Genomic DNA, 23335 nt, shown 5'->3' with positions numbered 1-23335 from the left:
GGCCAAGCCAGGGGGGTAATAGTATGTAAGGCCTCGGGAGCCGCCGCTGGCCTGTGTGTATTCTGCCCTGGCGGGCTAGAGTTAGTTGTATGGTTGCCGGCTACAGACGGGTAGCGGCGGGTTGAATATGAGATTGGGGCATACTCAAATGCGGTATATATCTTTTTGGGGGCAGTTGCTGTTGGCAGGGCTGCTCGTGAGCGGGGGGCCCACTGCGGCCAATAGCGCCACACTACCTGTAGTCAAACCCCTTTTGGCTTGTGAACAGTTGGCCAAACAGCCCTTCTCGGCGGCGGCCGATGCCACTGTCACCGTAAGCTCGGCTACCCTGATTGCCACGGCGCAAGGGCAGTTTTGCAAGGTAACTGGCACCATAGCTCCAGCCATCGGGTTTGAGGTGAATTTGCCGACCGAGCGCTGGAGCTCGCGCTTCCTGCAATTGGGGTGTGGTGGCCTGTGTGGTTCCCTCTCGCTGAATCTGGTGAATGCCCATAGCTGTACGCCTGCTCTGCATGGCGAGTTTGTGGTTGCCAGTACCGATATGGGTCACAGGGGCAGCATGATGGATGCCTCATGGGCGGAGGATCCCCAGAAGCGCATCGATTTTGCCTATCGGGCCCAACACCAGACGGCGTTGGTCAGCAAGGCCATCATTCGAGCCTACTATGGTCAGCCACAGCGTTATGCCTACTTTATGGGGTGTTCCGATGGCGGGCGTGAGGCGTTGATGGCGGCGCAGCGCTTTCCGGAAGATTTCGATGGTATCGCGGCCGGGGCACCAGCCGGCTTTTTCCAATTCCAGAACTCCTTTTTCCATGGCTGGAATGTGGTTGCCAACCAGCGTGCGGATGGCAGCGCCATTCTGCTCAAGGATCGATTGCCCATTCTGCATCGGGCCGTGCTGGCACACTGTCCGACTCTCTCCGGGGTGCAGGATGGACTATTGCAGAATCCCTATGCCTGTCAGTTTGACCCGGCCTGGGTCCCCACCTGTGATGATAAGCAGAAGCCGGGGAGCTCCTGTCTGACGCGTGAGGAGATCAAGGCGGCCGGGCGGCTCTATGCCGGCGCGTCCGACGCCTCGGGTCAGCACTTCGTGCTTGGTGGCATGCCTCTGGGCTCCGAGCTGCAGTGGCCGGTGCCTGCTCGGCAGGGTGAGCCCTCCATGTCCCTCAGCATGGTGTTGCCTGCGCTGCAGCATGTGCTACTGCCCGAGTCCCAACGCAAGCCCAACTCCCTCGCCGATTTCCCGTTGACCCATGATAACTTCGGGCGTGTGGCACAACTGGCACCACTGAATAATGCCGCCAACACCAACTTGCGCCCCTTTATGCAGCGAGGAGGTCGGCTGATCCTCTGGCATGGGCTGGCGGATGACTCCATCAGCCCAGCGTTCTCGCTCGCCTACTATCGCGGTGTGCAGGCTGAGCTGGGCGCTAAGGCGACCGACCAGTTCCTGCGGCTCTTCCTGCTGCCGGGGGTTGGCCACTGTGGCCGTGGTGAGGGGTATGATCAGATCGATTTTCTCACTCCACTGCTCGCCTGGACCGAGGCCGGTAAGGCTCCTGGGCAGATAGTGGCCGACAAGGTGGCGCAGGCACAGTTAATCCAGCCACCGCTGGCCACGAGTACATCGGCAAGCCAACCGGCCGAGGCCCAGTTCCATGCCATGCGTCCGGCAAGCTCCCCCTTGCCCGTGCCGGGCAAGACGCCCCTGGCCAGTCGCCCGGTTTATCCTTACCCCAATATTGCCCGCTATACGGGAGAGGGGGATCCCAATCTTGCCAGGCATTACCGGCCGGAGAAGTCGGCAGCGTTTGCTCTCATTGTCTTCGGCCAACCGGCCATCTCGTATGTGGGGGCCGACAACCAGCGGACCTTCAGCGTGGTCGACGGCAAATTGGTCGAGGGGAGTCACTGAGTCGCAACGCCATGGAAAACTATGCTTATGTCGGTTGGGCTGTGCCTGAAAAGCCCAGTTACAGCCCAGCCGTCACTCCTTGTCCCAGCCAAAGCGTTTTGCGGGAAACCAGTATGATTTTTCGTGAGCTAGCATAGTTTGTCCTCTATCCACCTAGCTTCTTGCCTGACTCTACCTGTTCTTTGCGAAAGTGGCTGTCCCGTTGTGCTTCCTGCGGATCGTGATTGACGTAGGCGGAGACCATGGCGCCCTCCTTGAGCAGGCAGATGGCATCGAGGAGAGAGTCATCAGCGTCATAGGGTTTCCCCAGATGGGCGCGGATCAGCGCCCTGACTCTCAGCTTGTGTGCCTTGCAGTAGCTTGCGATGGGGCTGGCCGGATCGCGGCATTGGGCGGCGGTATTGATAAAGAGAGCAAGTAGAGCAGGACATCCACCGAGTAGGGTTAATACCACGGTGGCTGTCCTTACTCCTTCCGCTGTCCTTACTCCTTCCGTGGCGGCGGATACCGCCACGGCGTCGCTCGCTCCTTAATTGTCTGACGTGTTCTTACTTGCCGCTGCCGGCGACCGAGTCGGTGTCCCGGGTAAGGTAGTAGGCGCCGAGGATGGGCAGCACTGTGGCCAGCATGACGGCCAGGGCCACCACGTTGGTGATGGGCACGTCCCGGGGGCGGGACAGTTGGCCCAGCAGCCAGATGGGCAGCGTCTTCTCGTGTCCGGCGGTGAAGGTGGTGACTATGATCTCGTCAAAGGAGAGGGCGAAGGCCAGCAGGCCGCCAGCCAGCAGGGCGGTGGCCAGGTTGGGCAGCACCACATAGCGGAAGGTCTGCCAGCCGTTGGCGCCCAGATCCATCGAGGCTTCGATCAGGCTCAGGCTGGTGCGGCGAAAGCGGGCCAGCACGTTGTTGAAGACGATCACCACGCAGAAGGTGGCGTGGCTGACGATCAGCGTCAGCATGCCGGGCTCAATGCCCAGATGCTGGAAGCTGGCCAGCAGCGCCAGACCCGTGATGATGCCCGGCAGGGCGATGGGCAGCACCAGCAGCATGGAGAAGGCCTCCTTGCCGAAGAAGCGGTGACGCCAGATGGCCAGCGCCGCCAGGGTGCCCAGCATCAACGCCAGCAGGGTGGCGGCAGCGGCCACCTTCAGCGAGACCCATACCGCTTCCAGTACATCGGGACGCTGGGCGGTGGCGACAAACCACTTGAGGGTGAAGCCCTGCAGCGGAAAGCTGAAGGCGGCGCTCTCGGTATTGAAGGCGTAGAGGGCGATGACAATCAGCGGCAGGTGCAGCAGGGCCAGGCCGCTCCAGGCCAGCAGTTTGAGCAGGGGTGAGGCTTGACGGTCAGAGTGCATTGAAGGCCCCCAGTCGTTTGGCAAACCAGAGATAGAGGCTGATCAGCAGCAGGGGCACCACAGTGAAGGCGGCGGCCAGCGGCATATTGCCCACCGCGCCCTGCTGGGTGTAGACCATGGTGCCGATGAAGAGCCCGGAGGGGCCGACCAGGGTCGGGATGATGTAATCGCCCAGGGTCAGGCAGAAGGTGAAGATGGAGCCCGCCATGATGCCGGGCAGGGCCAGCGGCAGCAGAACCGTGGTCAGCACTTGGCGCGGACGGGCCCCCAGATCGCTGGCGGCCTGCAGCAGGTTGGGCGGGATGCGCTCCAGCGCCGCCTGGATCGGCAGTATCATAAAGGGCAGCCAGATGTAGCTGAACACCAGGAAGCGTCCCAGGTGCGAGGTGGCCAGGGTGTTGCCGCCGATGGGCGAGCTCAGCAGCCATTCGAGCAGGGGTTGCAGCCCCAGGCCATCCAGGATCCACTGTAGCAGTCCGCCCTTGGCCAGTATGGCGGTCCAGGCATAGGCCTTGACGATATAGCTGGCCCACATGGGCAGCATGACGCCGATGTAGAAGAAGGCCTTGATGCGTGGCGAGGCGTAGAGTGCCATATAGAGGGCGATGGGAAAGGCCATCAGGGCATCGGCCAGCGAGACCGCCAGGGCCATGCTGACGGTGCGCACTACTATATCCAGATTGCTGGCATTGAGCAGTTGCCGGTAGTTATCCAGGGTCCACTCCGGCAGCACCGACATGGTGAAGTCGTCGAAGGTGTAGAAGCTCTGGGCCAGCAGGGTAAGGAGTGAACCCAGATAGAGGCCCACCAGCCAGAGCAGGGGCAGGGCCAGCCAGATCAGCAGCAGGAGTCGGGGGCGCAGAAAGAGCCAGCGACCCAGGCGCCCGGCCCAGGAGAGGCCAGCCAGGGGAGCGGTGGGGGCGGCGCTGCTCATGACGGCGTACTCCCGGTGGCGCTATCCGGTTGCAAGGGCACCATGGCATGGCGCGCCCAGCCGCAGCTGATGCGGGTGCCGATATCCGGCAGCGGCGTCTCGTCACCATCCTTGTGGGGGACATGCAGGGCCAGCGACTGGCCCTGAGGCAGCTCCAGCTCCAGCCGACTGTAGGCGCCGTGGTAGTGGGCGTGGCGCAGTTTGCCCTCTACCTGCACCTCCAGTTGACCATAGGGCTGCACCAGTTGCACATGCTCGGGACGCAGGGCAAAAGGCTGGGATGAACCGCCCAGCTGCTCGGCCAGGGCGCCGTCGATGACGTTGGAGGAGCCGACAAAGCGGGCCACGAAGGGAGTAAGCGGGCGCACATAGAGGTTGCGCGGGGTATCCAGCTGCTCGATGCGCCCACGGTTGAAGACCGCCACCCGATCCGACATGGAGAGGGCCTCGCCCTGATCGTGGGTCACATAGACGAAGGTGATGCCCAGATGGCGGTGCAGGCGCTTGAGTTCGGACTGCATCTGCTCCCGCAGTTTCAGATCCAGCGCCCCCAGCGGCTCATCCAGCAGCAAGACCTTGGGGCGGTTGACCAGGGCCCGGGCCAGCGCCACCCGCTGACGCTGACCGCCAGAGAGTTCGGCGGGCTTACGCTCGCCATAGTCGCCCAGGGCCACCAGCTCCAGCGCCTCCTCGCTGCGGGCCATGCGATCGCCCCGGCCCACGCCCTTGATCTTCAGGCCATAGGCCACATTCTCTGCCACGCTGAGATGGGGAAAGAGGGCGTAATCCTGGAACACGGTGTTGACGTCGCGCAGGTAGGGGGGCAGGCCGACGGCATCAATACCGCCCAGACGCACCACCCCCAGATCCGGTTGTTCGAAACCGGCCATCAGGCGCAGACAGGTGGTTTTGCCGGAGCCTGACGGCCCCAGCATGGAGAAGAACTCCCCCTGTTCGATGCGCAGTGTCACCTGATCCACGGCCTTGACCCGGCCATAGAGGCGACTGACGGCGGAAAATTCGACAGCAAATGTCATGGTGCCTCTCCACGGTTAACGGCCACCCATGATGGCGATGTAATCCTGTACCCAGCGGCTATAGGGCACACAGGTTCCGCTGCTGCACTTGGCCTGGGGGGTCTTCCAGAAGGCGATCTTGTCGAAGTTATCCATGCCGTTGGTCTTGCACCCTTCGGCGCCCAGCAGGCTGGAGGCGCTGCAGGCGGCGGGCACGGACGGGACCGAGCCAAACCAGGCGGCCACATCCCCCTGTACCTTGGGCTCCAGCGACCAGTTCATCCACTGGTAGGCACAGACAGGGTGGGCGGCCTCGGCGTGCAGCATGGTGGTGTCGGCCCAGCCCGTGGCGCCCTCCTTGGGAATGGTGGAGGCGATGGACTGTTTCTCGGCCATCAGGGCGTTGACCTGGAAGGGCCAGGCGCCGGAGGCCACCACCCCTTCGTTCTTGAAGTCACTCATCTGCACGTTGTAGTCGTGCCAGTAACGGTGGATCAGGCTGTGCTGGCCGCGCACCAGCTCCAGTACCGCCGCATACTGGGTCTCGGTCAGCTCGTAAGGGTCTGTGATGCCCAGCTCCGGCTTGGCCTGCTTGAGGTAGAGCGCGGCATCGGCCAGATAGATGGCGCCATCATAGGCCTGTACCCGTCCCTGGTTCGGCTTGCTATCGGGCAGGTTCTGGGGGGTGAAGAGCACACCCCAGCTGGTGGGCGGGGTCTTGAATACCTTGGTGTTATACATCAGCACATTCGGGCCCCACTGGTAGGGGGTACCGTAGTGCTGGCCTGCCACCGTATTCCAGTCGGCGCTCTGCAGGCGGGGATCTATCTTGCTCCAGTTGGGGATCAGCGCCGGGTTGATGGGCTGCACCCGCTTGCCATAGATGAGGCGCAAGGAGGCATCGCCGGAGGCGGTGACCAGGTCATAGCCGCCCTTGGCCATCAGGGCCACCATCTCGTCCGAGGTGGCGGCTGTCTTCACCCGCACCTGGCAGCCGGTCTGCTTCTCGAAACCGGAGACCCAGTCGTAGGCCTTGTCGCTCTCGCCGCGCTCGATATAGCCGGGCCAGGCGATGATATCCAGCACCCCTTCCCCCTTGCCGAGACTCTGCAGTGGCGCCGCCTGACTCGCCGAGGTGGCGGCGACAATGGCAACAGCGAGCGGACAGACAAGAGCGGCAAAACGGGTGCGTGACTTCATGGGTGACTCTCCGAAAGGACCGGGCCAATGCCGGCGAGGCACCTCCCGACGGGAGGCGTGTTCGAAGAAGCCTATACAAGGGGTGTGCCATAACCGCCAAAGCCGATAACGGCGCGCCTTGGCGCCCTTTGCCCCCCGACGGTGCAGGGGGTTGGTGCGGCCCAATATGGTGCAAACGAGAGGCGGCAGGGAACCAGAGTAGCGCCGTGGCGCATCGAATGAACTCAATAAAATTATCAATAAAATCAAATAGATATAAATACATGAATAAAATCAATGATATATAACATATTGATTTTATTCATGTATTTATTCGTGTCGCGAGGTTGGGATTGGGCGGCAGCAACATCGACGCATAAAAAAGCCGCTCCGGAGAGCGGCTTTTGGCAGAAGGGGGAATTACTTCCAGGCCTTCCAGGTGTTGATCAGGCCGTTGGTGGAGCTGTCGTGGCTGCTGATGGCGTCAGCAGAGTTCAGCTCTGGCAGTATCTTGTTGGCCAGTTGCTTGCCCAGCTCTACGCCCCACTGATCGAAGGAGAAGATGTTCCAGATGGCGCCTTGGACGAAGATCTTGTGTTCGTACATGGCGATCAGGGCACCCAGCACCTTGGGAGTCAGGCTCTTGAAGAGGAGAGAGTTGGTCGGACGGTTGCCTTCGAACACCTTGAAGGGGACCAGATCCTTGACTTGCTCCAGGGTCTTGCCAGCGGCCAGGAACTCGGCTTCCACCTGTTCCTTGCTCTTGCCGAAGGCCAGGGCTTCGGTCTGGGCGAAGAAGTTGGCCAGCAGCTTGGGATGGTGATCGCCAATCGGGTTGTGGCTGATGGCCGGAGCCAGGAAGTCACAGGGGATCAGCTTGGTGCCTTGGTGGATCAGCTGGTAGAAGGCGTGTTGACCGTTGGTACCCGGCTCACCCCAGATGATGGGGCCAGTCTGGTAGTCAACCTTGTTGCCGTTGCGATCCACCTGCTTGCCGTTGGATTCCATGTTGCCTTGCTGGAAGTAGGCAGGGAAACGGTGCATGTACTGGTCGTAGGGCAGAATGGCTTCGGATTCGGCGCCGTAGAAGTTGTTGTACCACAGACCGATCAGGGCCAGCAGCACAGGGACGTTTTCGCCGTAAGCCTTGGTGGCGAAGTGCATGTCCATCTCGAAGGCACCTTGCAGCAGGGCTTCGAAGTTGTCGAAACCGACAGACAAGGCGATAGGCATACCGATGGCAGACCAGGAGGAGTAGCGACCACCCACCCAATCCCAGAATTCGAACATGTTGTCGGTGTCGATGCCGAACTCGGCCACGGCCTTGCCGTTGGTGGAGAGGGCGGCGAAGTGCTTGGCAACGTGGGCCTTGTCACCGGCGGTCTTGATAAACCAGTCGCGGGCGGTCAGGGCGTTGGTCATGGTCTCCTGGGTGGTGAAGGTCTTGGAGGCCACCAGGAACAGGGTGGTTTCCGGATCGATCTTCTTCAGGGTCTCGGCGATGTGGGTGCCATCGACGTTGGAGACAAAGTGCATCTGCAGGTGATTCTTGTAGGGGCGCAGGGCTTCGGTGATCATCACCGGACCCAGATCGGAACCGCCGATGCCGATGTTGACCACATGCTGGATGGCCTTGCCGGTATAACCCTTCCACTCGCCAGAGATGATCTTGGCACAGAAGCCCTTCATCTTCTCCAGCACGGCCTTCACTTCTGGCATCACGTCCTTGCCATCCACTTCCACCGGACGGTCGGAGCGGTTACGCAGGGCTACGTGCAGCACGGCACGGCCTTCGGTCTGGTTGATGGCTTCGCCGTTGAACATGGCGTCGATGGCAGAGCGCAGATCGGTTTCTTCAGCCAGATCGGTCAGCAGCTTGAGGGTCTCTTCGCTGATGATGTTCTTGGAGTAGTCGACCAGGATCTCGCCACCGAAGGTGGTGGAGAAGTTGTCAAAACGCTTGGGATCGGCGGCAAACAGATCCTTGATTTGACGATCCTTGTTGGCGGCGAAATGGGCTTCCAGCGCCTTCCAGGCCTTGGTCTGGGTCGGGTTGATGTTTTTCATCGGTTCGCATTCCTAAGAGTCGATTAATAAAACCTTTGCGTCCTGTGCGCCTTTGCTGACACCGGTTACCGCTGTGGGCGGCGCGCCAAGCCGAAAACCGGCGCTAGTTTACACTTTTTTGCCGGGATTATGCTGCAGAAGCTGCATTGTGCCTTTGCGTTAGCGCAGGAATATGCCTCGTTGACTCTAGCCATGAGGCAATTAAGAGCATGGCAAGGCGTGAGACGCGGTTAGCGGCGCCACCAATTGAGTTGGCCTGCCTGGTTGTTCCAGTAGAAGTGGAAGCCGTCGCAGGCGCCGTCACTCAGGGTAAAACCCTGGCAATTGGCCTTGGGCTGACAGTTGGGGATAGGGCCATTATCGCCCTTGCACTCCAGAGGATAGCTCTGGATCTGTACCGGCGTCTGGCAGAAGGCATTATCGGTTTCCGTGCCGACCGGGAAGGCTATGGGCGCCATCAGGGGGCGGCCTTGGATATTCCCCTGGCGCACACTGAGCCACACCTGGCTTTTGCCCTGATAGCCAAGCACCAGGATGTCAGGATGGCCATCACAGGTCACATCGGCACTGACGGCGCGGGCCACATCCCACTGAATGGGGGCGCGGGAGTCGGGGCGTAGAGGTTGAGTGTTGATATTGCCCTCATCGCTCTGCTCGGCGAGAAGGGACGTTGAGGCGAGCAGGGCCAGCAGAGCCGAGGCGAGACGCAAAGAGAGTAGGGACATGACAAACTCCTTGGGATGCAATCCAGGCGGCACCCGCTAAGGGTGTCATTCTACTCTTATCATAACGCGACTCATCCCGGCTTGCCCATGTGCTTATGGCTATGCCGCTTTGGCTCGTCGGCTGTGGCTCCAGCTCTCCCAACTGAACAGCAGCAGGGCAGACCAGATAAAGCCGAAGGTGAGCAATTTAGCGGGCTGTACCGGCTCGTCATAGTAGAAGAGCGCCAGCAGAAACATGATGCTGGGGCCCAGGTACTGGATAAAGCCCAGAGTCGAGAGCGGAATGAGGCGGGCTCCGGCGGTAAACAGCAACAGGGGGACTGTGGTGACGACGCCCGCGGCCATCAAGAGCAGATTGAGGGAGGAGGCGTTCAGGGTCAGGTCGCTGGTGCTGCTGTTGGCCAGAGTCAGCAGATAGATAAGGGCCAGCGGCAGCAGTAGCATAGTCTCTACGAATAACCCGGTCTGGGCATCCACCGCTATCTGCTTGCGGATCAGGCCATAGATGCTGAAGCTGGCGGCCAGGGTCAGGGCAATCCAGGGCAGATGACCCAGCAGCACCACCTGAATGATGACACCGACCCCAGCCAGGGCGACGGCGAGCGACTGGATGCGGCGCAGCCGTTCACCGAGAAACAGCATCCCCAGCAGGATATTGAGCAGGGGGTTGATGTAGTAACCCAGGCTGGCCTCCAGCAGGTGGTTGTTGTTTACCGACCAGATGAAGAGCAGCCAGTTGCCGGCTACCAGCAGGGCGGAGAGGGTGAGATTCAGCAACTGGCGTGGTTGGCGCAGCACAGCCTGCACCCGGTAGAGGCGGCGGCTGGCCAGCAGCAAGATCAGCAGCAGAACACAAGACCAGATGATGCGATGGCTGAGGATTTCACCCGGTGAGACGTGAGTCAGCAGTTTGAAGTAGAGTGGGCAGACGCCCCAGATGAGAAAGGCGCCGAGGGCAAAGAGCACCCCTTTGTTATGGCTGGGCATACAACCCCCTGATGAAGAAGAGAGCAGGAGTGTAACGCGCCATGTGAACTTGAAAAACGCTTTAACTGCTCAAGGTGGAAAAAAAAGATGAATGGGCTTATTAATTCCACCTAGAACGGTTAAATGGCTGGTTTGGTTGCTGTTTGTTAGTGTTTTCTCCGTGATGGCTTCACGGCCTTTCCACTGGGTTTACGGGTGGGGGGCCAGGTGATAGCGGGCAAATATCTCTGCGCCCTGTTCTTTTAAGACGTTATCCAGTGTTTGCTGCCACAGTTGGATTTGCTCATCCGGAGTCGATAGAGAGAATGCCAAATAGTAGTCAGCATGATATAGCTCGACTGGGCTGGCCGTGATGCGGTCTGCGGGGATCTGCAGTTTTTCCATCAGTGGCGGCAACGCTGTATCGACCATGACAACGCCGTCGATGCGCTGCATATCCAGCAGATGCAGACTCTCCTCGCGGCTATGGAGGCGGCGCAGATTGGTGAGCCCCAGGCTGGCGAGGTAATCATCGCTAGAGCTGCCAAGCAGTACCCCAATTTGCCGCAGCGCATATAACTCTTCGATATTATGCACCTGAGGTTGTTTGGCCAATTGGTAGAGGACGCCCCGACTCTTGAGGATAGGACCAACCCACTTGAATTTTGCTTCACGCTCCGGGGTGCGCAGGCAGGGGAAGAAGAGATAATTTGGGTTGGTTTGGGTGAGATAGAGGCCGCGCTTGAAGGGTAAAAATTGGGTGGGATAGGCCAGGCCAAGCTGAGTTTGTGTTGCCTGCACCAGATCATAGACAACTCCCTGGGCGCGACCATCTGCTTGCCAGGAGAGAGGGGTCAGCTCATGGCTGAGGATTTTCAGGGGGGGCTGGGCCATCGCCAGGCATGAGACTAAGCCGAGTAGCAGCAGCCAGGCAGAAGAGAGACGAGTCATGGTCACTACCTTTTTCACGGGGCCCTTTGACTGTCATGAGTATGGGTCAAAATTTGCTTTCCGTCACCGCACCCCCTCGGCTCTTTGGCCGGCTCCCGTATGCAGATAGTTCTTGAGCTAAGGAGAGCACAGGGGGCATGTGCTGAGGTCGCCATGGCGCAATAACCTGGCGTCGCTCTTCTCCCTCCCTTTTGTCAAGGGGAGGCTCGGGTCAGCTCTGCTGCTGGGCGATCTCCCAGAAGGCGCGGATCAGCGGCTCATCCAGGCGGCGTTTCTGGACACAGAGGCCCACATCGAAGGGTTTTAGTGCCGGTTTGACCTCCAGGCGACGTATCTTGTCGCCCATGGGGCTGTGGTCTATGACGGCATCGGGGACGACCCCTACGCCGCAGCCCAGTGCCACCATGCTGACTATGGCCTCATTGCCCGCCACTTCGGCATAGACGTTTGGGCTGATCCCCCTGTTGCGGAACCATTGGTCGGTGCGTTTGCGGGCCAACCCCTGCTCCGAGAGGATCACCGGCAGGTGCTCCCAGTCAGGTTCATTTTCCCGCAACCAGCGGGTCACAGGCCCAGCGGCGCGTGGCGCGATGAAGACCAGGGGCACCCGGCGCAGGGAGATGAAGTGCAGTTTGCCGGGCAGGGCATCGGGTCGGGCTGCGATGGCGATGTCCGCCTCCTCGGAGAGTACCTTCTCTACCGAGAGGGCCGGATCGCCGGTCTCCAGCTTGATCTCCAACTGGGGGTAGCGGGTTCGGAAGCGCCCCAATATATCCGGCAGTAGAAAGTAGCTGGCCGTCACCGAGCAGAAGACCTTGAGACGCCCCTGCAGGGGTTCGCCCACATGACGCAACTCATGACGCAACTTCTGCCACTCATCCAGCAGATGCTGCCCAAACTGCCGTAGCCGCTCGCCGCCAGGGGTCAGGGTGACGCTGCGGTTATCGCGCTCAAACAGCGGGCAGCCGACTTCCTGCTCCAGACGCTGAATGGCGCGGCTCAGGGTCGAGGGGCTGACCGCCATGGCATCGGCAGTGCGGGCAAAATGTAGGCTGTCTGCCAGATGCAAGAACAGCTCAAGGTTGCGTAACTCCATGTTTGCTCCGCTCAAGGATGGAACCTGCATGCTACCACTTAGTCCCTGAATGCGCCTATTGAGCGCGGGCAGACGCTAGGGGTAGCGATTCAATTGAATTCTTTTTTTTGCTTAAATTTACTAAAACCCTGCCTTTGTCATGCTTTTCTCATGCTTATTCATTTAACTTCATACCCCAGTCATGGATCGACCATGCGACGACACGGATAACTGGAGAATAACAATGATTATGAAGAAACTGGCTCTTAGCACGGCAATTACCTCGGCTCTTCTGCTCACGGCTTGTGGCGGTGGTGGCAGCAGTAGCACTAGCACTCAACCCACGCCTGTGACCAAAACCTCGCTCTCCGGGGTGGCCGCCAAGGGGGTTATCCAGGGTGGGGAGGTGACGGCCTATGAGCTGACCAGCAGTGGTTGGGTGGGGCGCGGTACCGCCACCACCAATGCCAAGGGCGAGTATCAGCTATCCATGACAGGTTATGCCGGTGGCGTGGTCAAACTGGAGATTAAGGCTGGCAGTACCAGCACCATGAAGTGCGATCTGACGGCCTGTGGTGATAAGAAGTTTGGCGAATCTGTAGCCTTGACTAGTGACTTCGCCCTTGAGGCTGTGTTGCCCCCCGTCACGTCCAGCCAGTTGGCTAACATCCCCATCACCCCCTATACCAGCCTGGCTGCCGCTTATGTGGACGCCCAGGTCAAAGCAAACCAGCCAGTCTCCACCGCTACTATCACCCAGACTCTCTCCCAAATTTCGACTCTGGTCGGCTTTGATGTGGCCGCTACCCAGGTAAAAGACATTACCGATGCCAGCCAGATGGCGACGGCCACATTGGATGAACAGCGTGCCGCGGCGCTGGGGGCCTCAGTGCTGGCATTAACGTCCAGCGACAAGCCGCTGGCGACTGTGCTCAACCAGCTGACTCGCTCATTTGCCGATGATGGTGGCTTCGATGGCGGTGACGAGGTGACTATCACTCAGTTGACCACAGCCTGGGAGCAGGTGCTCAGTGACAGCGCAGTGACGAACCAGTTGAGCCAGGAGGCCGAAGCGGCCGTGGCCGCTCAACAGCAGCTGGTTGAGAGTCAGATTGATGAGCAGGGCGGCTACACACCCAAGCCGGATCCGAGCCTGGGTAAGAGCGCAGTGGAAAAGGGTAAGGCCGTGGTGGGGGATACCCGTAGCTTCATCTACAACCTGATCAACAAGGCGAAAGAGGGCTCCTATGACCAGCCACTGGAGGCGCTGGGGGTGAATGTGGATGCCGCGGCCGAGGTGTTTGATCGCGACACTGCGGCCATGAGTGAGATCCTGGGGTTGGGTATAGAGCAGACGTTGACGACCCTGACCAACGATAGCGAGCTACAAGCCGAGTTGAAAGCCAACAACACGGTCAAGCGTGAGGTGACTATCACCTCAGGCGCCAATACCTTGGGTACCCTGACCCTGCAGGCGGATAACTACAATGGGGTCAAACTACATCTGTTTGGCACTCTGAAGGGGAGTGAGAGCGACGCACGCACAGTCACGGTTGATGTGAACGTTGACTCGACCCTGGATCTGGCGCAACTCATCGACAATGGTAGCAAGCAGACAGCTTTGACGTTGGCGTTGCAAGGCTCGGTGGGAGATGGCTCCACCTCGCTCACCATCAGCAAAGGAGCGCTCTCCGCCAGCCTGAGTGCGCCCTTGGCCAATGATAACCTGCAACAGGTGATGACAGGCTTGAAGTTGCAGGATCTGACCCTGAAGATTGTCTCAGACGGTGCCAGCTTCGCTGGGGTCGCGGGTTTTGAGCTCATCAAGGTGACCGAGCCTGTTTCCGAGTACTTCTATGATGGTGCCCCTCATCTGACGCTCAAGCAGGTAGCCCTGAGTGGCGCATTTGTCACCAAACAACAGGAGAGCATGAGCGCCTCCCTGGCGCTGGATCTGCTGAACGCCGACACCTTCGATCTGCTAGCCTTCCTCAATGGGCAGAATGAGTTCTATCTAAGTCTTTATAATATCATCCCGGTCGACAAGATGGCGGCGCTCAAGGCGGCCAGTCAGGTGGCGAATACGGCTAATTATTGGGAGTTGCGTTACGGCCAGGACCAATATGTCGATGATTCTGGCGTGGTGCAGTCAGGGCAGTATGCCTCCTCTTATGATTTGGATAATGGTATGGGCTCCCACGGTGGTGAGGAGAGCTACAGTGCGCTGGCGGCCATTTATGATCCCGCAACCGTGCTACTCGAGCAGTTTGCCTCTATTCCTGGGGCTGAGGTTAACAACAGCTATGTGTCGGCAGCCTGGTACGGCAACTGGGTCCGGGGGCAGGTGACGTTGCCAGAGTATGTGGAAACCGACAGCAACTTCCTGAAGGCCAATCTGACGGCCAGCCTGGAGCTGAAGAACGTAGAGGGGCTGCCTAATGCCAAGGTGTGGGCCAATGTGGAGCGGAATAAGCTCAACGGCGGTAATGCCAACCTGCTGGTCAGCTGGGATGGCGCCGCTTACACCTTCCGCATGAGCGACGTGGATGTGAAGGCGAAGAGCGGGGCCTTGAGTGTGACCAATGCCTATGGGGTGACGGTGGACTTTACCTCGGTCAATCTGAGCGATGGGGCCGTCGCCGGGGCTGTCTATGTCGAGGGCACCAAAGTGGGGGATATCACCACACTGAGCAATGGCCTCATCAAGGTGAAATTTACCGATGGCTCCTTCGAGGCGCTGCAATAACGTTGGTTTAGGCTGCTAAACGCGAGCCTGCGGTAAATAAACGAGCCCACTTGGTTGGGCTCGTTTTTTTGGTTGAGGCTGGCCGCGAGCCGGGCTGGCAAGCGGCTCTGGGCTGGGGCACAATGGCGCCACTGCCAAGGAGATGATCATGATAGACGCAAAGAAGATTGAAGAGATGGCTCGCCAGATCCACAACGCCCTACCGCCCGGTATCAAGAACCTGGGTGAAGAGGTGGACAAGAAGGTGAAGCAGGTGCTGCAGTCTCAGCTCAACAAGCTGGATATGGTCAGCCGCGAAGAGTTTGACGTGCAGACCAAGGTGCTGCTGCGTACCCGCGAAAAGCTGGCGGCGCTGGAGGAGAAACTGGTCCAGATCGAACAGCAACTGGCCGAGCGCGACTAAGGTCGCGGCACGAGCGCCAATACAGAGGCCACCCGCGGGTGGCCTCTGCAGTTATCTGCCGGAGGGATCCGCGTCAGATGAACTGATAGGCATCGCCGAACAGGTGCTCATCGCTGACACCGCGCAGATGCAGGGATTGGCGCACCACGGCGGCCATCTCGAAGCGCCCCGCCACATAGATGTCGTACTGATCCAGGGTGGCGAAATCGGCCAGCACGGCTTCGTGTATCATGCCCACGCGTCCTTGCCACTCATCGCTCGGGTGTTCAACCACGGGCACGAAGGTGAGGTGCTGGTACTCGTCGGCCCAGCTCATCATCTCATCACCCTCATAGAGCTGTGCTTCCTGGCGCACTCCCCAATAGAGATAGACGGGCCGACTCATGTCGGTGTCCATCAGGTATTGCAACAGGGCTCGGGCATAAGAGTAGCCTGTGCCACCGGCGATCAGCAGTATGGGGCGGAGCGACTCCTCCCGCAGCCAGGCTTTGCCTAAGGGGATCTCGACTTGGATCGCTCCCTCCTGGCGTAAGCGCTCCAGCACTTCGCCTGGATAGGGGTTACCCGGTGCGGCACCAATCTGCAGTTCAAGCCCTGTGCGGGTGGGGGAACTGGCGATGCTGAAGGGGCGCTTATCTTTTTCGCCCATCACCACCTGCAGATACTGGCCCGGTTTGAAGCAGATGGCCTGTTGGGGTTGCAGGTGGATGTGCCAGATGTGCTCGGCACACTCATTCATCTCTACCAGGCGGCATTCAATTCGTTGCATGCAATGTCCTTGTGGCCTCTCTGGCCTTAGTCGAAGATACCCAGTGAATCCCACAGGCGGTCGATACGCTGTTTCACCTCATGGTCCATGACGATGGGGCGCCCCCACTCCCGCTGAGTTTCTCCTGGCCACTTGTTGGTGGCATCTAACCCCATTTTAGACCCCAGGCCGGAAACCGGAGAGGCGAAGTCGAGATAATCTATGGGGGTGTGTTCGACAAGCGTGGTGTCGCGCGCCGGATCCATCCGGGTGGTGATGGCCCATATTACGTCATGCCAGTTCCGGGCGTTAACATCATCGTCACATACGATCACAAACTTGGTGTACATAAACTGGCGCAGGAAGCTCCAGACTCCCAGCATCACCCGTTTGGCGTGGCCCGGATAGCGCTTCTTGATGGTCACCACCGCCATACGATAGGAGCACCCCTCCGGCGGTAGGTAGAAGTCTACTATCTCGGGAAACTGCTTCTGCAGCAGGGGCACGAACACCTCATTGAGCGCCACCCCCAACATGGCGGGCTCATCGGGCGGCCGCCCGGTATAGGTGGAGTGGTAGATGGGGTTCTGGCGCATGGTCATGTGGGTGACGGTGAAAACAGGGAACTCGTCTACCTCGTTGTAGTAGCCGGTGTGATCGCCATAGGGCCCTTCGGGGGCCAACTCGCCTGGCATGATCACCCCCTCCAGTACGATTTCGGCACTGGCTGGCACCTCGATGTCGCAGGAGAGCGCCTTCACCACCTCGGTACGGCTGCCACGCAGCAGACCGGCGAAGGCGTATTCGGAGAGGGTATCCGGCACCGGCGTCACGGCACCGAGAATCGTGGCCGGATCGGCACCGATGGCCACCACCAGTGGGAAGGGCTGGCCTGGATTGAGCTCCTGGAACTCCCTCAGATCGATGGCGCCACCGCGGTGATCCAGCCAGCGCATGATGAGTTTGTTCTTGCCCAGCAACTGTTGACGGTAGATGCCCAGATTCTGCCGACTCTTGTAGGGCCCCTTGGTGATGGTGAGCCCCCAGGTGAGCAGCGGGGCCACATCGCCGGGCCAGCAGTGCTGAATGGGCAGGCGGGTCAAATCCACCTGGTCACCTGTGAGCACCTGCTCCTGACAGGGCGCCTTGCTGAGGCGCTTGACCGGCATATTCAGCACCTGCTTGAAGATGGGCAGTTTATCCATCAGATCCCGCAACCCCTTGGGCGGTTCCGGCTCCTTGAGCATGGCCATCCACTCGCCCACCTGACGCAGGGCACTGACCTGCTCCTGGCCCATGCCCAGCGCCACCCGCTCCGGGGTGCCGAACAGGTTGGTCAGTACCGGCATGCTGTGGCCCTTGGGGTTTTCAAACAGCAGGGCCGGGCCGCCGGCGCGCAGGGTGCGATCGCTGATCTCGGTCATCTCCAGATAGGGATCGATCTCTTGCTGGATGCGCTTGAGCAAGCCCCTTTGCTCCAGTAGGGCGATAAAATCACGAAGATCCTTATATTTCATATGGTTACTCTATCTCTGCGCCTTGATCAATTATACACGGCTACTTCAGGAGTGGGAGCGGAGCTTGCTCTTCCCCCTTGCCAAGAGGTGGGAGGGGGCTCCATGAATGGGAGGCATGAATGGGACACTTTTCCGTGAATGGGACAGCCACTTCGATGAAGCAAGGGTGAAGCAAGGGGACACCCACTTCGGAGTGAAGCAAGGAGACAGCCACTTCGGTGCCTATCAGCCCTGGTTGCCCAGCAGGGCCAACCGTTCACTCTTCTTCAGACCCGCGACAACCCGTTGCCAGGAGTGGTCTATCATCTCCTGCAGCAGGGTATCGGGCAGTGAGCCATCCAGGCGCACGGTATTCCAGTGCTGCTTGTTCAAGTGGTAGCCAGCGGTGACGGCGGGGTAGAGCTCGCGCCAGAGCAGGGCTTGTTGGGGCTCGGCCTTGAGCGAGAGAGCAAGGGGCAGTTCTTGCCAGGCCACCAGGGCAAACATCTTGCCTGCCACCTTCAAAACCAGTACTTCGGGGCCAAAGGGGAGATCTTCCATCGCTCCCGGTTTGGCTCCCAGATAGTCACGCAGTTGCGGCAGATCCATGGGGCCTCCTCGCGTTAATCCAGGCGATTAAATTTTCGCAGCAGCTGTTGGAAGCCTTGCTGGAAACCGTTACGCGTCTCTTCATCGATCTTGCGCCACTGCTCCTGGGGCTTGAAGGCGATCTCCTGCTTGGTATAGGCATCCGCCCCGGAAAGCGCCACCCAGCGCGGGTTGTAATAGCGCGCACTCTGCGCATCCCATGCCAAGACATGGTTGATCGTACTCTTGAGCTCATCCAGATGGGTCAGGCCATAGCGATTGACTTCGGCACCATACTGGCCGCTGAGCTGGGTGACCCCTTGCTGGGTAGTGGGATCCTGCGACTTGTTGGCATCGGAGCGGGCCCGCAGTTGGGCGGTATAAAACCAGAAGAGCGCCGGGGTGATCTCGCCCTGATTGTAGAGTTGTTGGGCCAGGGCGAAGAGCACGGGCGGCTCATAGCTGTTGGGGTCGGTAAGCACGGCCTCGAGTGCTTGATTGCTACCACTTTGCAGTTCGAAGATAGCGCGTTGGTTCTTCTCGTTGTTGAGAGCCTCAAAGACGGGCTGGAGTTTGGGCTGCAGGGCCTTTTGTTCGGCTTTGGGATCAACCGTCACACAGGCGCTCAACAACAGGGCGCAAAGCAGGCAGAGCAGACGCATGAGATTTCCTTGAGAGGCGCAAACCGTGGCCTCAAGGATAGGGAATTCACCGGCGCGGAGCAAATGGCCATCTTCTCCCCGCTTCACGCTTTCCCCACTTGCCCGGCATTGATAGACTGCCTGCTCTGATTGTCAGCCCGACCAGCGTGGCCGGCGCATTAGCGATGCAAGGAATCAAGCAATGAACAAGCACCATGTGCTCCTGATGTGTGGGGGTGGTAGCAGTGAGCATGACATCTCCCTGTTGAGTGCCAATTTTCTGGAACAGCAACTCAAGGCCCTGCCCGGTATCGAGGTGGTGCGCGTCGAATTATTCGCCGACCATTGGCAGGCGGCCGATGGTCGTCACTGCAGCCTGGGGTTGGATAAGCAACTGCTGGTTGCTGGCGAGAGCTGGCGCGTCGATTATGTGGTGCCCTGCATCCATGGTTTCCCCGGTGAAACTGGCGATATTCAATCCCTGCTCGAGCTGGCGGGTCTGCCCTATCTGGGTTGTGGCTCCGAAGGTAGCAAACTCTGCTTCAATAAGGTGAGCACCAAGCTGTGGCTGACGGCGCTGGGCATTCCCAATACCCCCTTCGTCTTCTTGAGTGAAAACGATGGTGCCGCTCATGCCGAGGCCCATCAGGCCATGCGCCGCTGGGGCGCGGTATTCGTCAAGGCGGCGAGCCAGGGTTCTTCCGTGGGTTGCTACAAGGTGACGGACGTGGCCGGACTCTCCGATGCCATCAACCAGGCGTTTGGTTATTCCGCCCAAGTGCTGGTGGAGAAGGCGGTCAAGCCTCGAGAGCTGGAGGTGGCTGTCTACCAATATGGTGATGAACTGGTGGCGACCAAGCCGGGTGAGATCTGTCTGCCCGGTGATGAGTTCTACAGCTTTGAAGAGAAGTACAGCAGCAGCAGCCACTCCACGACCCGGCTGGATGTGACGGATCTGAGTGCCGAGCAGGTGGAAACCATCCGTACCCTGGCGCTCAAGGCGTTCACCCAGCTCAAACTCAAGGGGCTGTCGCGGGTCGATTTCTTCCTCACCAGCGAGGGCGAAATTCTGCTGAACGAGATCAACACCTTCCCCGGCATGACGCCCATCTCCATGTTCCCCAAGATGCTGCAGCACCATGGCCATGATTTTGGTCAGTTCCTGCTGCAGAACGTAGAGAGCGCCGTGAGCAAATAGCCCAGACGCCCTTGCTTTCGAGGGGAGGGGAGCCGTCGTTATGAATAGGCTTTGAACAGCGGAAACGAAAAAGGGCGGGAAATTATCCCGCCCTTGGTTTAACCCATTGAATTGGGTTGCTTACTTTTGCTGACGCTTCATGGCTTCGAAGAATTCGTCGTTGGTCTTGGTCATGGAGAGCTTGTCGATCAGGAACTCCATGGCTTCGATTTCGCCCATGGGGTGGATGATCTTGCGCAGTATCCACATCTTCTGCAGCTCTTCCGGCAGTGCCAGCAACTCTTCGCGACGGGTACCGGAGCGAGTGATGTCGATGGCCGGGTAGACGCGCTTCTCGGCGATCTTACGCGCCAGATGCAATTCCATGTTCCCTGTACCCTTGAACTCTTCGTAGATCACTTCGTCCATCTTGGAGCCGGTATCGACCAGAGCGGTGGCTATGATGGTGAGTGAACCACCCTCTTCCACGTTACGGGCGGCACCGAAGAAGCGCTTCGGTCTGTGCAGGGCGTTGGCATCCACACCACCGGTCAATACCTTGCCGGAGGAGGGGATGACGGTGTTGTAGGCGCGAGCCAGACGGGTGATGGAGTCCAGCAGGATCACCACATCCTTCTTGTGCTCGACCAGACGCTTGGCCTTTTCGATAACCATTTCGGCTACCTGGACGTGACGGGTGGCCGGTTCATCGAAGGTAGAGGCGACGACTTCGCCCTTGACCATGCGTTGCATTTCGGTCACTTCTTCCGGACGTTCGTCGATCAGCAGCACTATCAGTTCACACTCTGGGTGATTTCTGGTGATGCTCTGGGCAATATTCTGCAGCAGAATAGTCTTACCGGCTTTTGGCGGTGCGACGATCAAGCCACGCTGTCCCTTGCCTATGGGTGAGGCCAAATCCAGCACACGGGCGGTAATATCTTCGGTCGAACCATTGCCGCGCTCCAGACGCATCCGTTTGGTGGGGTGCAGCGGGGTCAAGTTTTCGAACAGGATCTTGTTGCGGGCATTTTCCGGTCGGTCATAGTTGACGGTGTCGACCTTCAGCAGCGCGAAGTAACGTTCACCCTCTTTCGGCGGGCGGATCTTGCCGGAGATGGTATCACCGGTGCGCAAGTTGAAGCGGCGCACCTGGCTGGGGGAGACATAGATGTCATCCGGGCCGGCCAGATAGGAGCTGTCGGCACTGCGCAGAAAGCCGAAACCATCCTGCAGGATCTCCAGCACACCATCACCGAAAATATCTTCCCCGCTCTTGGCGTGAGCCTTGAGGATGGCGAAAATGATGTCTTTTTTATGCAAACGAGCCAGGTTTTCCAGGCCCATGTTTTCGCCAAGCTGTACTAGCTCAGAGACAGGAGTATTTTTAAGTTCAGTAAGATTCATGGTGATGAATGTGTTTCAAAGGAAGTGAAGCGGTTAGACGGTCGCTGGATTGAGGCTGCTTTCGATAGGAGAGAGCGCAGGTCAGCGCGAATGGGTTGTTGCTAAGCTCGTTGTATAAGTTAGCATCAAATAGACGAGGCGTCTATTCCGGCAGCTATAAAAAGCAGGGGCGCTAGAAACGCGCCCCTGTTATGCAATTAGAGGTTGGCGTCCAGGAAGTCTTTGAGCTGTGACTTGGAGAGCGCGCCTACCTTGGTCGCCGCCACGGCGCCGTTCTTGAACAGCAGCAGAGTCGGGATACCGCGAATACCGTACTTAGGTGCGGTCTCGGCATTCTGGTCGATATTCAGCTTGGCAACAGTCAGTTTGCCTGCATACTCATCGGCCACCTCATTCAGGATAGGGGCAATCATTTTGCAAGGGCCACACCATTCAGCCCAGAAGTCGACCAGTACCGGGCCTTGGGCCTTGATCACGTCTGCTTCGAAGCTGGCATCGGTCAGTTGAACAATCTTGTCACTCATCTACCACTCCAGTCTAGTGTTGAACAGCTGTTGGCAAACATAGCCAATAGATGTAAATAAAAGGCAAATAGTTGCCCTATTTGAAATGATCCTGTTTATTATTGCAAGTCTAACCTGATAACCTGTCCGCCATGAGCAAAACACACTTAACTGACGTAAAATTCGCCCAGATGGGGCTAGAGCCACAGGTTCTGGCCGGTCTGGAAGCCAAGGGATTTCATTACTGTACGCCGATCCAGGCGCTCTCCCTTCCCATTCTATTGGCAGGTAAGGATATCGCTGGCCAAGCGCAAACCGGGACCGGCAAGACCATTGCCTTCCTGGCGGGTATCTTTAACCACCTGCTGATGCATCCTGCTGCCGAAGGGCGCCAAACCAATCAGCCGCGCGTGCTGATCATGGCGCCGACTCGTGAGCTGGCGGTGCAGATCTATAATGATGCTGAACCTATGGGCGAGAGCACCGGCTTCAAGCTGGGTCTGGCCTATGGTGGCGATGGCTACGATAAGCAACTTGCCGTCCTGGAGAAGGGCGTGGATGTGCTGATCGGCACCACAGGCCGCATCATTGACTATATGAAGCAAGGCATCATAGATCTGTCACGCATCCAGGCCGTGGTGTTGGATGAAGCGGATCGCATGTTCGATCTGGGCTTCATCAAGGATATCCGCATGCTGTTCCGCCGCATGCCGCCGCCTGCCCAGCGTCTGAATATGCTCTTCTCCGCCACCCTGTCGCTGCGCGTGCAGGAGCTGGCCTATGAGCATATGAACCAACCACAGCATGTACAGATTGAACCCGAACAGATGACGGGAGTACGCATTCAGGAGGAGCTCTTCTACCCCTCCAACGAAGATAAGATGCTGCTGCTCTTGACCCTGATCGAAGAGGAGTGGCCGGATAAAGCCATCGTCTTTGCCAACACCAAGCATGTCTGTGAAGAGGTGCATGGCTGGCTGGAGCAGGATGGCCACCGAGTCGGTCTGCTGACCGGTGATGTACCCCAGAAGAAGCGGTTGAAGATCCTGGAGGATTTCACCAAGGGCACGCTGGACATACTGGTGGCGACTGATGTGGCCGCTCGTGGTCTGCACATCCCCGATGTGACTCACGTCTTTAACTATGACTTGCCCGATGATTGCGAAGACTATGTGCATCGCATCGGCCGGACCGGTCGTGCTGGCAAGAGTGGGCACTCCATCAGCTTTGCCTGTGAAGATTATGCCTTCAACCTGCCGGGTATCGAAGAGTACATTCGCCATCCGATCCCGATGAGCAAATATGATCGCCAAGCGCTGCTGCAGGATGTCACTGCGCCGAAGCGTATCCATCGTCATCGTGCGGGCGTGAATCGTAATATGCGGGACAGACAACCGAGTGCGGGTCGTCGTCGTGGGCCCAGAAAACCCTGAC

Annotated in this window: 21 protein-coding genes; 5 read left to right on the top strand and 16 right to left on the bottom strand. The window is 58.9% G+C overall.

The features are described from left to right. The first annotated feature begins 148 nt into the window (after positions 1-148). Positions 149-1921 carry a tannase/feruloyl esterase family alpha/beta hydrolase gene (locus tag ACZYTD_RS07365; protein WP_463890768.1) on the top strand — a complete coding sequence of 591 codons (1773 nt, stop codon included), beginning with the start codon at positions 149-151 and terminating at the stop codon, positions 1919-1921. A gap of 145 nt (positions 1922-2066) precedes the next feature. On the opposite strand, the gene ACZYTD_RS07360 is transcribed toward ACZYTD_RS07365, so the two are convergent. The 10 genes from ACZYTD_RS07360 to ilvY form a co-directional block, all read right to left on the bottom strand. Then, on the bottom strand, positions 2067-2375 hold the full coding sequence (locus ACZYTD_RS07360; RefSeq protein ID WP_463890766.1) for a hypothetical protein: 309 nt from the start codon (positions 2373-2375) through the stop codon (positions 2067-2069). A gap of 94 nt (positions 2376-2469) precedes the next feature. Continuing rightward, entirely contained in the window at positions 2470-3279 is an 810-nt protein-coding gene (locus ACZYTD_RS07355; RefSeq protein ID WP_463890763.1) for an ABC transporter permease, read from the bottom strand. Next, positions 3269-4213: an ABC transporter permease gene (locus tag ACZYTD_RS07350; RefSeq protein WP_463890761.1), complete on the bottom strand. Its 945-nt coding sequence runs from the start codon at positions 4211-4213 to the stop codon at positions 3269-3271. The genes ACZYTD_RS07355 and ACZYTD_RS07350 overlap by 11 nt, the downstream gene beginning before the upstream one ends. Beyond that, positions 4210-5250, bottom strand: a complete 1041-nt coding sequence (locus ACZYTD_RS07345; RefSeq protein WP_463890759.1) for an ABC transporter ATP-binding protein — start codon at positions 5248-5250, stop codon at positions 4210-4212. Before ACZYTD_RS07345 ends, ACZYTD_RS07350 begins: the two co-directional genes overlap by 4 nt. 15 nt (positions 5251-5265) lie before the next feature. Further along, entirely contained in the window at positions 5266-6429 is a 1164-nt protein-coding gene (locus ACZYTD_RS07340; RefSeq protein ID WP_463890756.1) for an ABC transporter substrate-binding protein, read from the bottom strand. Between the two features lie 399 nt (positions 6430-6828). After that, entirely contained in the window at positions 6829-8475 is a 1647-nt protein-coding gene (pgi, locus tag ACZYTD_RS07335; protein ID WP_463890753.1) for a glucose-6-phosphate isomerase, read from the bottom strand. 230 nt (positions 8476-8705) lie between these two features. After that, positions 8706-9200 (bottom strand): hypothetical protein, encoded by a 495-nt coding sequence (locus ACZYTD_RS07330; protein ID WP_463890750.1) that lies wholly within the window; start codon positions 9198-9200, stop codon positions 8706-8708. A gap of 99 nt (positions 9201-9299) precedes the next feature. Beyond that, entirely contained in the window at positions 9300-10187 is an 888-nt protein-coding gene (rarD, locus tag ACZYTD_RS07325) for an EamA family transporter RarD (RefSeq protein WP_463890747.1), read from the bottom strand. Positions 10188-10376: 189 nt separating this feature from the next. Next, the gene (locus ACZYTD_RS07320) at positions 10377-11117 is read right to left on the bottom strand and encodes a substrate-binding periplasmic protein (RefSeq protein ID WP_463890745.1); all 741 of its coding nucleotides are present in this window, start codon (positions 11115-11117) and stop codon (positions 10377-10379) included. A gap of 211 nt (positions 11118-11328) precedes the next feature. Next, positions 11329-12213: an HTH-type transcriptional activator IlvY gene (ilvY, locus tag ACZYTD_RS07315; protein WP_463890744.1), complete on the bottom strand. Its 885-nt coding sequence runs from the start codon at positions 12211-12213 to the stop codon at positions 11329-11331. A 223-nt stretch (positions 12214-12436) separates the two neighbouring features. Here ilvY and ACZYTD_RS07310 point away from each other — a divergent pair, with 223 nt between their 5' ends. Both ACZYTD_RS07310 and ubiK read left to right on the top strand, forming a co-directional pair. Continuing rightward, complete coding sequence (locus tag ACZYTD_RS07310; protein WP_463890743.1) at positions 12437-14938, top strand: hypothetical protein; 2502 nt, start codon at positions 12437-12439, stop codon at positions 14936-14938. Positions 14939-15086: 148 nt separating this feature from the next. Further along, positions 15087-15341: a ubiquinone biosynthesis accessory factor UbiK gene (gene ubiK, locus ACZYTD_RS07305; RefSeq protein WP_463890740.1), complete on the top strand. Its 255-nt coding sequence runs from the start codon at positions 15087-15089 to the stop codon at positions 15339-15341. A 73-nt stretch (positions 15342-15414) separates the two neighbouring features. Here ubiK and fre read toward each other — a convergent pair whose 3' ends face one another. The 4 genes from fre to ACZYTD_RS07285 form a co-directional block, all read right to left on the bottom strand. Then, a complete protein-coding gene (gene fre, locus ACZYTD_RS07300; protein WP_463890737.1) occupies positions 15415-16110 on the bottom strand; it encodes an NAD(P)H-flavin reductase in 696 nt (231 codons plus the stop codon). A gap of 26 nt (positions 16111-16136) precedes the next feature. Further along, positions 16137-17606 (bottom strand): 4-hydroxy-3-polyprenylbenzoate decarboxylase, encoded by a 1470-nt coding sequence (gene ubiD / locus ACZYTD_RS07295; RefSeq protein WP_463890734.1) that lies wholly within the window; start codon positions 17604-17606, stop codon positions 16137-16139. A 225-nt stretch (positions 17607-17831) separates the two neighbouring features. Further along, positions 17832-18194, bottom strand: a complete 363-nt coding sequence (locus ACZYTD_RS07290) for an MmcQ/YjbR family DNA-binding protein (protein ID WP_463890731.1) — start codon at positions 18192-18194, stop codon at positions 17832-17834. Between the two features lie 14 nt (positions 18195-18208). Then, positions 18209-18835 carry a hypothetical protein gene (locus ACZYTD_RS07285; RefSeq protein WP_463890728.1) on the bottom strand — a complete coding sequence of 209 codons (627 nt, stop codon included), beginning with the start codon at positions 18833-18835 and terminating at the stop codon, positions 18209-18211. 181 nt (positions 18836-19016) lie between these two features. On the opposite strand from ACZYTD_RS07285, the gene ACZYTD_RS07280 reads away from it, so the two are divergent. Beyond that, a complete protein-coding gene (locus ACZYTD_RS07280; protein WP_463890726.1) occupies positions 19017-20012 on the top strand; it encodes a D-alanine--D-alanine ligase in 996 nt (331 codons plus the stop codon). 120 nt (positions 20013-20132) lie between these two features. On the opposite strand, the gene rho is transcribed toward ACZYTD_RS07280, so the two are convergent. Together rho and trxA are read right to left on the bottom strand one after the other, a co-directional pair. Then, positions 20133-21398, bottom strand: coding sequence for a transcription termination factor Rho (rho, locus tag ACZYTD_RS07275; RefSeq protein ID WP_463890724.1), 1266 nt, complete (start codon positions 21396-21398; stop codon positions 20133-20135). A gap of 197 nt (positions 21399-21595) precedes the next feature. Then, positions 21596-21922, bottom strand: coding sequence for a thioredoxin TrxA (gene trxA, locus ACZYTD_RS07270; protein WP_463890721.1), 327 nt, complete (start codon positions 21920-21922; stop codon positions 21596-21598). Positions 21923-22053: 131 nt separating this feature from the next. Here trxA and rhlB point away from each other — a divergent pair, with 131 nt between their 5' ends. Next, positions 22054-23334, top strand: coding sequence for an ATP-dependent RNA helicase RhlB (gene rhlB / locus ACZYTD_RS07265; protein WP_463890720.1), 1281 nt, complete (start codon positions 22054-22056; stop codon positions 23332-23334). Position 23335: the final 1 nt, after the last annotated feature.

This window comes from Pseudaeromonas sp. HNCC25DJ180 (genome assembly GCF_055413345.1).
This window is presented reverse-complemented; position numbering and strand designations above follow the sequence as displayed.